The organism is Rubripirellula tenax, from assembly GCF_007860125.1.
Taxonomy (GTDB): Bacteria; Planctomycetota; Planctomycetia; order Pirellulales; family Pirellulaceae; genus Rubripirellula; species Rubripirellula tenax.
In genome coordinates this window covers 564,569-578,076 of sequence record NZ_SJPW01000001.1, presented here as the reverse complement: position 1 = coordinate 578,076, position 13,508 = coordinate 564,569, and the positions used below count along the sequence as shown (strand labels likewise).

At 57.1% G+C, this 13,508-nt stretch carries 8 protein-coding genes and 1 tRNA gene; 6 read left to right on the top strand and 3 right to left on the bottom strand.

The window, feature by feature from the left end; genetic code table 11:
• Positions 1–45 precede the first annotated feature (45 nt).
• From Poly51_RS02100 to ylqF, 3 genes are all read left to right on the top strand, one after another.
• Entirely contained in the window at positions 46–1,647 is a 1,602-nt protein-coding gene (locus Poly51_RS02100; protein WP_146453739.1) for a ribulokinase, read from the top strand.
• An 89-nt stretch (positions 1,648–1,736) separates the two neighbouring features.
• On the top strand, positions 1,737–2,723 hold the full coding sequence (locus Poly51_RS02095; protein ID WP_146453737.1) for an SMP-30/gluconolactonase/LRE family protein: 987 nt from the start codon (positions 1,737–1,739) through the stop codon (positions 2,721–2,723).
• Entirely contained in the window at positions 2,666–3,688 is a 1,023-nt protein-coding gene (gene ylqF, locus Poly51_RS02090) for a ribosome biogenesis GTPase YlqF (protein WP_246114207.1), read from the top strand. Before Poly51_RS02095 ends, ylqF begins: the two co-directional genes overlap by 58 nt.
• An 18-nt stretch (positions 3,689–3,706) precedes the next feature.
• Here ylqF and Poly51_RS02085 read toward each other — a convergent pair whose 3' ends face one another.
• Together Poly51_RS02085 and Poly51_RS02080 are read right to left on the bottom strand one after the other, a co-directional pair.
• On the bottom strand, positions 3,707–5,200 hold the full coding sequence (locus Poly51_RS02085; protein ID WP_146453735.1) for a DUF1501 domain-containing protein: 1,494 nt from the start codon (positions 5,198–5,200) through the stop codon (positions 3,707–3,709).
• Positions 5,201–5,299: 99 nt separating this feature from the next.
• Positions 5,300–7,246 carry a DUF1800 domain-containing protein gene (locus Poly51_RS02080; RefSeq protein WP_146453732.1) on the bottom strand — a complete coding sequence of 649 codons (1,947 nt, stop codon included), beginning with the start codon at positions 7,244–7,246 and terminating at the stop codon, positions 5,300–5,302.
• Positions 7,247–7,846: 600 nt separating this feature from the next.
• Here Poly51_RS02080 and Poly51_RS02075 point away from each other — a divergent pair.
• From Poly51_RS02075 to Poly51_RS02065, 3 genes are all read left to right on the top strand, one after another.
• The gene (locus Poly51_RS02075) at positions 7,847–9,901 is read left to right on the top strand and encodes a glycosyl hydrolase (RefSeq protein WP_146453730.1); all 2,055 of its coding nucleotides are present in this window, start codon (positions 7,847–7,849) and stop codon (positions 9,899–9,901) included.
• Between the two features lie 248 nt (positions 9,902–10,149).
• The gene (locus Poly51_RS02070; protein ID WP_146453727.1) at positions 10,150–11,670 is read left to right on the top strand and encodes a sialate O-acetylesterase; all 1,521 of its coding nucleotides are present in this window, start codon (positions 10,150–10,152) and stop codon (positions 11,668–11,670) included.
• A 357-nt stretch (positions 11,671–12,027) separates the two neighbouring features.
• The gene (locus Poly51_RS02065) at positions 12,028–13,263 is read left to right on the top strand and encodes an SGNH/GDSL hydrolase family protein (RefSeq protein WP_186775280.1); all 1,236 of its coding nucleotides are present in this window, start codon (positions 12,028–12,030) and stop codon (positions 13,261–13,263) included.
• Positions 13,264–13,268: 5 nt separating this feature from the next.
• On the opposite strand, the gene Poly51_RS02060 is transcribed toward Poly51_RS02065, so the two are convergent.
• A tRNA-Leu gene (locus tag Poly51_RS02060) sits at positions 13,269–13,352 on the bottom strand.
• Between the last annotated feature and the right edge of the window lie 156 nt (positions 13,353–13,508).

Sequence of the window (13,508 nt, the reverse complement as noted above, 5' to 3'; positions counted from 1 at the left end):
GCGGCGGACGTTTCACTTGCCACGTTTCTTGACGAGACCTTTAATATGACTGCGATCGCACTGGGACTAGATTTTGGAACCGAGTCCGTACGGGCGATCCTGGTCGATGCGACGGGACGCCAACGGGGTTTGGCTGCGGTTGATTTTAAGCACGGACAGATCACCGAGTCGCTGCCCGGATCGAGCGCACGCTTGCCGCCAAAATTCGCATTGCAATCGCCGGCCGATTGGATTGATGCTGCGATCGCCGCCACTCGCGCTGCGATCAAGCAGGCCGGCATTGTTAGTCGTGAAATTGTTGGCGTCGGCGTCGACTTCACCAGTTGTACAATGTTGCCGACGACGATCGAGGGCACTCCGCTGTGCGAGTTGCCAAAGTTTGCCGATCAACCGATGGCGTGGCCGAAGTTGTGGAAACATCACGGCGCGATCTCGCAAACAGAACGTATGAACCTTATCGCCCGTGATCGCAACGAGTCGTTCTTAAAACGCTACGGCGGAACGATCGGATTGGAATGGTTCTTCCCAAAGATGTTGGAAACGATCCAGTGCGCGCCGCAGGTTGCCGGCGCTGCCGCGGTGTGGATCGAAGCCGGTGATTGGTTTGTGTGGCAATTGGTCGGGTGTGATGCGGCCGCGTTGACGCGTTCGACGTGCCAAGCGGGTTACAAAGCGATGTGGTCGGCGACGGAGGGTTACCCGTTGTCGGCTTACTTCGAGGCCGTCGATTCGAAGCTTGCCGAAGCGATTGCCCATCGTTTGCCTGGTGTGATGCGATCGCCCGGACAGAGTGCGGGTGGGGTGTGTGCGGCGATGGCGGAACGCATGGGATTGGCGCCGGGTACGCCCGTTTCGACCGCCATCATCGACGCTCATTCGGCGGTGCCGGGCGTAGGAGCGGCAGACCCGGGGACAATGGTCATGGTGATGGGGACCAGCAGTTGTCACATGCTGAACGCGACCCAGTTTGCGGATGTGCCGGGCGTCGCCGGCGTTGTCGAAGGCGGCATCCTGCCCGATTTGTTCGGTTACGAAACCGGACAGGCGGCGGTCGGGGATGCGTTTGCGTGGTTGCGAAATCTGTTGGGACTGGATTCGTTCGACAAGCTGGCCGAAGCCGCGATGAAGTTGCCGCCGGGGGCGGATGGTGTGTTGTGCATGGATTGGATGAACGGATGCCGAACGCCGTTGATGGACGGAGCCCTGCGTGGAGCGTTCACGGGGCTGAGTCTGGATCACGGGCCGGAGCATCTGTATTTGGCGTTGATGGAAGCGTCGGCGATGGGGCTGCGGTGGATCGTAGAACTGCTTCGCGATGGAGGCGTTCCGGTCGATCGATTCGTCGCGACGGGCGGGCTTCCCCATCACAACCATGCGTTCGTCGAAGTCTATGCCGATGTTTTGGGCCGCCCGATCGAGATCCATCCGTCCACCCAAGGACCCGCCGTTGGTGCGGCCGTGCTGGGAATGTGTGCCGCGGGCAGTGACGTTACTGGTTTCGCCTCGATCACCGAGGCGGCCGCTGCAATGGCGGGCGGCGACGCAGTGGCTTCCGCGATCGTGCATCCTCGCCCGGAACGCTCGGATGCCTATGATTCGATTTACGACCAATATCGCAAATTGGCGGATCACCTTCGGTCGACGTGATCGGGTGTCAGGCTAGTTGTAAGAGTGGTTGTAGAGCAGAATGGCGGTCCGTCCACTTTCGGCCCAAAATCACGGAATTGCGAACTTTCATGAAATCAACCGCTATCCCGACGCTGATCGCCCTTGCCGTCGCGACCCATTTCGCTTCCCTCAGTGCTGAGTCGCCCGTTTTCGTCTCGCCGCCCGAGTTGATTCAAGAATCGGGCGCCGGCGAAGGTCCGATGTGGCATCCCGAGCTGGGATTGTTGACCAGTGGTGACGGACACATCAACCGTCGCGATCTGGATGGCCATTCATCGGTCCACCGCAAAGACGCGGGAACCAACGGATTGCTGTTCGATCGACAGGGGCGATTGATCGCATGCGAGAACGTTCGACGCCGGATCACCCGCACCGAAGTCGATGGAACGATTACCGTGCTGACCGATTCGTTCGGCGGCAAGAAATACAATCAGCCCAACGATCTGACAATCGATTCTAAGGATCGAATCTATTTCACCGATCCGCAATACGGCGATCGTTCGGGGATGGAAATGACGGACGCCGACGGGCGAATGGTCGAAGGCATCTATCGAATCGACGTCGATGGCACGGTCACACGCATCATTGACCACCAAGTTGATCGCCCCAACGGTTTGATCATCACGTCGGACGATCGATACCTGTTCGTTGCGGATAACAACAACGCCGAGAACGGGGCTCGAAAGTTGTGGCGTTTTGTAATGAATGAAGATGGCACGCCCGACTTCGCGACTCAAACGATGATCTATGACTGGAAAACGACTCGCGGGCCGGACGGGATGAAGTTGGACAAGGCCGGACGCCTTTACGTCGCGGCCGGATTGAACCAACCTAGACTGCCGGCCCAGACGGCGGACCCCGCGACCGCGGGCATCTACGTGTTCGCGACTGATGGCAAGTTGATCGACTTCGCGGCAATCCTTCGTGACGAAACGACCAACTGTGCGTTCGGCGGTCCGGACGGGAAGACTTTGTTCGTTACCGCTGGAGGTTCGCTGTGGCGAATTCCGACGTCGACGGCCGGCTACGCGATTTATTCACCCACCTCCAACTGACGACCAACATGACAATCCAGTGGTTCCCGGGCCACATGCACAAAGCCCGGTTGGAGATGGAAGCGACGCTTCCGAAAGTGCATCTCGTCATCGAGGTGCTCGATGCGCGGATCCCGTACTCCAGCGAAAACCCGCTGCTCTCTGACTTGCGTGGTGACAAACCGTGCATCAAGGTGCTGACGAAATCTGACTTGGCGGATCCTGATATGACGGAGCGATGGTGCGAAGCGCTGGAAGAAACGCCCGGCGTTGTCGTCCGCGCGGTCACGACCGATGATGTGCCGACAATCATGCGGCTGCGATGGTTGGCCGTGAAGATGTTGCCCGAGCGCAAGGGACGCGCGATCAACGCGATGATTTGCGGCATTCCCAACGTGGGTAAGTCGACGCTGATCAATTACTTGGCCGGTAAGAAAGTCGCAAAGACGGGCAACACGCCGGCGGTCACCAAACAGCAACAGCGCGTTAACATCGGCGACAGTGTGACCTTGGTCGACACGCCCGGCATGATGTGGCCGAACGTTCATAACGTCAACAGCGGCTACCGGTTGGCGCTGTTGGGTTCGATCAAAGAGACGGCGATGGACTACGCCGACATCGGTTTCTTTGCCGCTCGCTATTTGATCGCCAACTATCCCGATCGGTTGGTCGATCGGTATGACCTTGACGAAGTTCCCACGGCCGAAATGGAAGCGATTGAGGCGATCGGGCGGAAGCGTGGCTGTTTGGGGAAGAACGGCATGGTCGATATCGACCGAGCGTCGCGGATCCTTGTGACGGAACTTCGTTCCGGCGGGTTGGGACGTTTGACGATCGAAACCCCGGAATCCATGCGACGTGAACGGGCCGAGACCGCACGCATCGTCGCCGAAAAAGAAGAGACCGCGAAGGAAAAAGACGCGAAACGCAAGAAACGCTTTCGCGACAAACAACGCGCGCAACGAAAGTCACGCGAGATGGGTTAAGACGTTCGGGCGAATCGTCTATGTCGCAAACAGATCCAACGCGGGCGAGCCGCTGAAGTTGGCGAGGTTCGGCAAGACGTCCTGAAGATCGCTTTCGCCGACACCGAACCATCGCGCCAACTCGGCGTTGTACTGGTCGACGGAGGTGGTCGGAATCAACCGGCCACGGCCCAAGTCGATCGACGCACCGTCGTGGGTCGGTGTGACCAGCGACGTCGGATACGTGCCACAGATTCGTCCGCCATCGATCGGCCCACCCATGACGATGTGGTTGCCGCCCCATGCGTGGTCGGACCCTTGACCGTTGCTGGAAAGCGTGCGAGCAAAGTCAGAAATGGTAAACGTGACGACGTCGTTCTCGACCCCCAATTCGACCAACGATTGGTAGAACGACGCCAACCCGATGCTTAGTCGTTCCATGTTGTCGGCATGCGCAGTGATCAAGTTGGCGTGGTTATCGAAACCGCCAAGCTGGACAAAGAAGACTTGGCGACGTTGCCCCAGGCCTGAGTCTCGGGCACCGATGACCTGTGCCACTCGTTTCAGCCGCTGGCTAAAGGAATAACTATCGAACGGCGTGTTGATCGTAACACCGCTGACCGCATTATTGAATTCGAGTGCCGCTTGCATGGATTGTTGGCTCGTGATTGCCAAGGTATCGGCGAGCAGGTTTTCGTACGTTTGGCCCAGCAAATCGCGACGGATTTGGTTGAAGGCACGGTAACGCGTGTTGCTGGCTTCAGCCGGATCGACTGAATAGCCGCTGATCATTGTCGCGCCGCCGCTTGAGCTGGTTGAAATGCTGTAGGGCGACACATCCCGGCCTGTTTGGAACTTATTGTCGCCGGACAGCGAAATGTTCATCGAGATCACCGACGGATCGTTTCCTGCACGCAAAATGTCGGCCATCTTGCCGCCCCATCCGTTCAAGTGAGAACGGTCCTGCGGAACGCTGGTCATCCAGTGTCGTTGCAGGTCGGCGTGTGAGAACAACCCAACGGGCAGATTCAGACGAGCTTGATAGTCAACTTTGGTGGTTGGTTCGACGAGCGATCCGACGTTGGCAATCATCGCCAATTTGCCGCTGTTATAAAGTCCTCGAATGCCCTCACCGCCGGTGGTAGGCGAATTCAGTCCGGCAACTTCCGAATTCAGTCTCGGGTGTAAGCCGAATGTTCGTCCGGACGGATCCGAGATGTCTAACAGGGAATCGACCCCGGATTCGGCGATGGCGATGCCGCCATCGGTGGTCGTGCCCCGCGCGGTGTTGTAATCCGCGTACTCGGCACCCTTCGGCGCCAGCATGTTGTAGGAATCGTTTCCTCCGTTCAAAAATATGCAAACCAAAGCTTTGGAGTCGCTGCCGGCTGTGCCAGCCGCCAATGCCTGCGTGGCTTGCAGATTCAAGAATGCAGACGCGAACGATACGCTGCCCATCATCGAGCAACCCGTCGCGGCCTTCAGTACACTGCGTCGCGACGTAAGCAGCGGCGAGTCTTTTTTGATCAACATCGAAGCACACTTAAAAAGAGAAGAATAGGTTTACGAAAAGGGACGACGGCAATGAAGTCACGGGTTTGAATGGCCAGCCGTTTGGCCGGCCAACTGGATTCACTCTTCGATCATGCAATCCGGCGAAGTCAGCACACCAATGATTGTTTCGTGCAGCCGATACGACAGCGTGGCCGCCGAATTTGACTGCAGATAAGTATTGATACCGTCGAGGATCGCTGCTCTTGATTCGTCGCTGAGCGTTCCGTTGCAGAATCGCAGATCCAGGTCTTCGATCAACTTGGGAACGTCCGCCAAGTCTGTTACCATCGCGCTTTCGGCAGACAAATCGAACGAGATGATGTTCCGGTAACCCGTTCCGTCGAGTCCATACAAATACGTATTGATTCCTTCGGAACGAATCCAAGAAAAGATTTGGTTCGCCGATTCATTGGCCAGAACCGCGTCCATGATCTGAAACTCTGGGGCCGATAGACCGTCCGTTGGAATCGTTCGCGACGGTTGGAAATTCGGCAGAGCGCCGGCCGGTTGGTAGCTAGGCAGATAGAAATTGAAAACGCTCGGGGCACCGTAGGGTTCTTGTCCGAAGTCATCCATGGTGAACTTCAACATCATGTAGCCGTCGATGTTATCACTTGTCGGATTGAAACCTCGCACCATCGAAGTGATAAGAAGAAGCGGTTCCCGCAAGCGACTCGATTCGGTCCCACGCGACGTAACAGTAACCCGATCGGGCGCACGCATCCGGCGAACCCGTTGTGATCGAGTCAGTTCGGGATCCAACAGGATGGCTTTGACGACAGCACGGAAATCGCCACGAACGCCCGAACCGTTGTCATTGAACTTGTTGGCGACGCGGCGGATGTAGGCACGCGATGGGTTTGACTTGACCAACCGCTGAATCAACAGGCGGCTGATGAACGGCCCGACATTGGGATGGTTGAAAATGACATCCAGACCTTCGTCGATTTCGGTCTTTACGAGTTCAACGTTCGCTGCGTTGCTGCTTAGCGAAGATGGTAAGACCGTGGTCAAGGTCGAACCGAGGAAACGCTTGTGTTCCGGAGCACCCGCTTCATCGCTGTAATTTCGATTGTTGTCGTGTTCCGGCGGATAGATGATCATCGGTTCGTTGTCGTTCTGCGGACCGTAGAAGTTCGTGTTCGTGTTGTTCTGCTTCATTCCGGTGAACAGCCGTGCCAGCGACTTGATGTCTTCGTTGTCATAGGTGGCGATCAGTTCGCCTTCGGGCGTCCGCATCGGACGGCCGTCGGGATGAAGCATGTGCAAGCCGATCGAAAACAACTGCATGATTTCGCGAGCATAGTTTTCATCGGGGTAGCGATTCGCACCGACGTTTGCTTTTCGATTCTGGCGGTGGCTCAGATACGTGCCCATGATCGGCGAGTACGTCATGTTCGTCAGCACGTCGCGATAGTTTCCGAAAGCGCCGTCAACGAGAACTTCGTCGTAATACCGAACCGTGCCCAGCCATCGTCCGTGGCCGGTTTCGTCTGCCGTGACCGATCGAAAGTTTTCGCCGCCGATGACGAAGATTTGTGACATGGCCCAGGCGACGCGTTGGCGAAGTTGATCCTCGCCACGCAGTGCGATGTCCCACCATGCGTGGTTGCGGTATCGCCAAACGCCCGTGCTGCCGAACGTGTCAGTCATCGATGCCTGAACCAGCATTTCTTGGACGGTTTCTTCGTGCGTGCGGACCAAATCGCCCTGACCTGGATTGTCGACGATGGCAAATTGGTCATCGATCCATTCTTCGCAAGCGCGTCGGTATCCGACTTGGCGGATCCGAGTTGCCAACGTTTCAATGTCGGCGACAGTCGGACCGAATGTTGCTTTTGACAAGAAATGTGCAGCGCGGATTTTCGCTTGAATCATCCGAGCATCGGCACCACTTTCGGCTGTGAACGTGCCCGCCGAAGCCGACGAAGACAAGATCACTGTTGCCGACAGCACGATGCCGATCGCAAGGATCCCCGCTTGCTTCACAAATCGCCGAAAATCAGCCACAAGAATCGTTGACATCAATTTCTTCGCCTCAAGATAAGAGTGGGTCAGGCAGAGCCTTCGAAAAGATCGCGTCAGTCACTTTCCACTTTCCCCATGGTGCGCCAATTCACTTGGCGATGTCGATAAGTGGCCCGAAGGCAAGAATTCGCGCCCGAAAGACTTGCTCATGCGTGACCGTAACGCTTTTCCGCCACCTTGGCAAGCATTTTTGGACGCCAAATATAAAACTTACACAGAAAATGTCATTGGCCGTTTCAGCGGTATCCCGAGGTGGGAAAAGATGTGAATCGCTCCTCCACGCGATGTGAACCAATCGACTGAAGGCACCCCCCCAGACGAAGGCGTCCATCGCGATGACTCGGGATCGGCACATTCTTGGACGTCACCAGTGCCGCTCGGGTGAGTTTGTTGGTTGTTCGCTGTTTCGGATGAAAACGTCATTCGTCGACCGAACTCTTTCTCAGACCAGTCCCTATCGTGCCCCGGGCCTCCATGCGACACCATCGCGTTGATACACACTGGGATGATGACTATGATCGCGACACCTTCTCCAATCATCTTTTGCTGCCTCATTTTTTGCAGTACGGGCAACTCGATTAACCGGACTCAGGCGAAATGCGGTTTCTTCTCACTCTCGCGTTCCTGGTTTCCACGCTCTCGGTCGCCAGCGGCCAGAGCGTCAAACGCGGCATCTCGGGGAACGCCTCGGCCAATGCCAACGGCATGAATTCGCGGTGGCACTATTGGTGGCATTACCTTGATCCCGCCGATAGCGACTACAACGTCAGCGAGCGAATGCCGATGCTGTACGCCGGGTACACCGACGCGTGGTTGAACAATGCGATCGACTACATCCAGGATCGCGGCGACCAAGTCAATTATGTCCTTGGCTTCAACGAGCCCGAAAGAGCCGACCAGGGTTTCACGACGGTCGATCGCGCGGTCGATGCTTGGCAACTGATCCAGAATCGTTTCCAAGGCACGGGGATCCAGTTGGTCAGCCCCGCGGTATCGGACAACACTCACGGTCGTGAGTGGCTTTCCGATTTTATGCAGCGCGTTGAAACCAACAACATGCAGGTCGACGCGATTGCTTTCCATTGGTACGGAAACGTCAACATCAATAACCCGGTCGGATCGGCGAACAGTTTTCTGGCGCGGGTCGATGACTACCACAACACCTACGGCCGACCGGTATGGATCACCGAGTTCGCCGGGGTGGATTGGGATGGCCAATACACCGATGAGCAGATGGTTGCGTTCAACAGCGCGTTTTTAGAGCACGCGATCGCGGGGCTCGAGGCGCGAGACTATGTGGATCGCTACGCTTGGTTCCAATTCGGCGAGGACCGGGACCATCAATACACGCGACTGACAACGACCGACACCTATGGATTGAGGCGTCCGACGCCCGTCGGCCGGGCGTACACTCCCGAGCAAGTTTTGTCGGCGGGCGAAACGTTTGACCTAGGCGGACAGTCGCAGAACGGCGATTACTTTTACCTTCACGGCGGTTTGCTCACGAACGATGGTCCCGCCATGGACGGTCATTCGGTCGGCGGTATCTATACGTTGTCTAACGACGATGGAACCTTGCTTGCCAGTTCGATCGGTGGTTCAAGCGATTGGCGTGTGAATGCGGGTGCCTATGTTCGTGTCGAAGAAAATGCAACCTTGCGAAAGGTCGGCGACAACACGGTCCGGTTGGACGGAAATCGTTTGTACGTGGACGGACAGATTCGTCTGATGGGCGGTGAGGGCAACAACGGTACCCTAGCGATTAGCGAAACTCGAGAAACGCGGGGCAATGGATACTTCCGAATGGACTTCGATTCCAATCTTCGACTCGGAACGAACAGTCCGACCTTGGGGACTCACTTGCCCTACGACATGCAATTGCGAGGCGGCAGGATCTCGGTCGATGGAACCGACAACACACTTTCGGGTGACTTGACGCTTTACGAATCAACGACGATCGATGTCTTGGGCGAACTGGATTTGCAAGGCAACTTTTTGGCCAGCCCGGGCGGCCAGGTGAGAGGAATTTGGAAGCTCGGCTCGGGCACATTGAATCTGTCCGGAAACAATGTTGTCACGGGCGACATCCATGCGAACGTGGGGTCGTTGTTGGTCAACGGAGAAACGCTGGTCAACCAAGTCAACGTTGCCAGCGACGCCATCCTGGGCGGAAGCGGGACCATCCGAGGGCATGTGAATGCGTTGGGGACGATCAGCCCGGGCAACAGCACGGGGCTGTTAACGATGGACTCACTGACGCTTCAAGACGGGTCACTGGCCACGTTCGAGATCGGGTCGTTGTTCGATTTCGATCAACTGATGATTCAAACCGGCCTCGTCATCGGTGCGGATGTCACGTTGCAGTTGTCGCTGATCGATGGGTTTCAACCGCAAGTCGGCGACACGTTCCAAATCTTTACCGCCGGTTCGGTGATCGGCGACTTCGACAACTTTGACACGCCCTCGCTGGTCAATGGCGTTTGGGATTTTCGCCAGCTCTCCAGCGGACTGATCCAGGTGACCGCGGTTCCCGAACCCGGCAGTTTCGTCGTGCTCGCAGCCATGGGGCTGGTCTGGCGTTGGCGAAGAAAGCGAAAAGCGAGCCTAAGAACGCCTGCAGCAGACACCCGTCCGATCGGAAATCAGTCGTAACTATGTAACGTACCCGTTCAGTGGGCCAGCGGTGAACCGTCTGGGGTAGCGTTCACTCCGAACGCGCAGATTCAAATCTTTTGTCATCGTTGTCCACGGAGCTAGCGAAGCGTGTCGCCGGAAAGGGACCACTATTCGTCCCAACGTGTGGCAATCGCTGCTGTTCCGGGTAAGTTAGTGCTTTGATAAGAGTCTCATTCGTCAACAGCGGATCGTTCTCGATCCCGATCCATTGTTCAGCCTGTTCTATGAAAATTCGCCTCAGCCCATTCTGTTTTTCGTGTCTGATCAGTCTTGTGGCGTTGGCGGACGTCACCGAAAAGGCCGTCGCGGAAGATGTCGACGTGTACATCATTGCCGGGCAATCCAACGCGGCTAATTTCGCGGAACGGGCCGGCATGGGCGGGACGGACGTCGGTTACAACTTGAACTTTGCCCGCGACCGAACGGTCTTCACCAACCCTTCCTACGTGGATCAGGCGTTTTCATCGAACTTGCTGGATACGTCACAGGCCGTGACGCAGCTTTCCCAGGGGCTGTTTCAGACAAACGATCAGGCGATTTTTGGGTTCGCGCGTCCAGGAACCACGATCTCTGACCAAGAAGCGGTCACATGGTTTCCGGGATCGGATCCGGCCAATGGTCAAGTCAAAGATGACGGTTTTTATGGTGACTTTGTTGACTGGACCAGTTCGCGGATCGCCGAAATTGTTGCTGCGGGAAATACACCCGTCGTGAAAGGGTTGTTTTGGTTTCAGGGTGAGCGTGACGCTGTGTTGGGTGCGACAGCAGTGAGTGCTTACGAAACCAATTTTGAGAACTTGACGTACCGGTTTCGCGAAGTCTTCGGAAACAATGTACCGATCGTTGCGGCCGAAATCCGCGAAGGCGTGTCGACGAACGCTGCGCTGCGAGCTGACGTTAACGCGGCACTGAACAACGTCGCGGCCGTCGATCCGCGAATCAGCGTTGTTCCCACCGCTGGCCTTTCATGGGTCAGCGAAAATGACGTACACCTCAACACGGCCGGCTACCAAACGCTCGCTCCGCTCTGGGCCGCCGAAATGAACTCGCTGCAAACGGCCGCGCAGACCATTTTGCAATACGATTCAGTGTCCAACGGTGACAGCACTTCCAGTCTGCGGTTACTCGATTCTTTGACGCAAACCAGCTTGGTCGACAGTGCCGAGTCGCTGGTATCGTTCGGTGGCAACACGACCGATTGGGGGCAACACGGATCGCAAGATCATACCGTCACCTTCGGCAGCGGAACGGACAAGTTCATTCGCTTCGGCGGCGAAAGCGAAACCCTATCCGGATCGCTTGCCGACGCGGCGCTGGACGATGGGGAGTGGATCGGTAGCAGCTTCATCGCGGCCGAGGACTTGATGCTCGATTCGTTCAGCTTTGAAATGTTTGTGAATCAGTCGAACGGGGCCTCGTGGGCGGCGCGAGATGCGGGCCTGTTTTTGCGAGTCGGCGGTACGGGGGCGTTTACGCAGTTCGATTCCACCTATGAAGGCTTCGGTGGTGACAACGGGACGATCATTTTCAATGACTCGTTCTTTGCCGGTGCGGGCGCAGAACTGGAGTGGCGGCTCGCATTCACGGATCGGACGAACGCCTCCACCGGGCTTCCGGCGACATTGACGACCCGGATCGGCAGCATCCGCCTGAACGCGGTTTCTGCGGTACCGGAAGCCAGTTCCATACTGCTGGCTATTCCCTGCATGGCCCTGTCGTTGCTACGGCGGCGACGCCAAGTCTGATGCCAGCATCGATTGTTTACGACCGACGATTTGGTTTCAATTCCGGTGCAAACTCAGCAAGATGCGTTAATCAACCTGTCGCCGTTTTCGCCGACATCCTGCGACGCTCTCCGATTGCGATCGCGTCGGATACGACACCTGTTCGGGGACACGCCATGTGTTTTCGTGCAGCGGTAAAACACTGGCCGGTTCGCTATTTCGAGCCAAAGGCTGGAATTGCTTGATATTCGGCTACTCGTCCGGTAGGATCCATGACCCCCCTTTCGGCATCGCTGTTCCGGCGGTTCTTGGGCTGGGGAGGCAAGGTCCATGCAATCGGCGTGCGATCTGCCGCGACATCGATCGAGAGGATTCAGAATGCGACTTCCAACGTCTGTGGCCAACATCGTTTCCGCTGCCATGATCATGATGCTTTTTGGTGCGGGCAGCACGTGGGGTCAGGCCGTGCCGCCGAAAATGGGCGCCGTTGGTGACAGTTTGCTTGACGAGCATTTTGACCAATCGGGCTTTTCGGGGATCTCGCTGGACTACTCGCGCAATGCGATCCAGTTGATGGTCGACGCGGGCAAGATCGATGCGGGCCCGACGGGCAATTGGGGCGGAACTCGGGGGACCGGGTACGAGTACAACTGGGCGCTTGCGGGTTCGACGACCGAATCGATGATCGGCAGCGACCAGCACACCAACTTGGCCAGCCAAGCGGCATCGGCGGGCGTCGCAAAGGCTGTGATCGTGATCGGGTCGAATGACCTGTTCCCGTTTCCCGCAGCGGTGGGGAACAACACCAGCACGCTGGCCGTGACGGCGCTTCCACAAAGCAGTTACGAGTCGATCTATTTTGGGTTGGCGACGACCGCCGAAATCGATGCCTTTGCCTCGGCGGCGGTCGCGCGAGTCTCGTTGGCGGCGACGACGCTTCGCAACGCCGGGATTGACGTGGTTGTCGCGACGGCACCCGAGTATGGGATCGCGCCGCTGACGGAATTCTTGTACCCCGTCGGACTGGGACGCGAGCGAATCGACGCGGTCATGGGCCAATACAATCGCGACGCGACGGACGAACTGACTCAAAATGTTGGAGTCCCCGTCGTCGACTTGTACACGATGACCAAGGACATTTGGGGCGACAATCTGAACCCCAAAGAAACGTTTGAAATCGGCGGCGTCGAGATCGATTTGAACGGCACGGCGGGCGTCGATTTTCGCGACTATCTGCAACTTCCCCTGCCGCCCGGCGTGATCACCGATGACACCCCCGACGCGTTCACTCATGACGGCATTCACCCCAACACGATCGTCAACGGGATGTTCGCCAATTTGTTCATGACCGCATTCAACAGCGAATATGGCGACAATTTTAGCTTGTTCACCGAGCCGGAAATGTTGGCCAATGCGAGCGGCGACTTGGTCTACACCGGCGACACGATCACCAATGCGCTGGGCGGAAAGACGTATGCGAACTACGTGGTTTCAGCCGTCGCGGTTCCCGAACCGAGCACCCTAGCGATGTCGTGTCTGGCTTCGGCGGCGGTCGTTGGCATGGTGGTTCGTCGCCGGCATCGAAATCGCCGCCGCGAAACATTGTCGCGGTAGAGTAGTGCGGATGAGAGGACTTGAACCTCCACGCCCTTGCGGGCACAAGAACCTGAATCTTGCGCGTCTGCCAATTTCGCCACATCCGCATGTGGATCGTTGATCATCGAAGAAAAGGAGGATATCGAGTGACCCTTTTTCTGACAAGCGGCGTTGTTGCCCGCCATCGTTATTGAGTGTGTCGGCTGCTTCAGTCAGACTGGGGACGCCGGTGACGGGTCGAAGGGGGCGAATTCTCCCTAGCG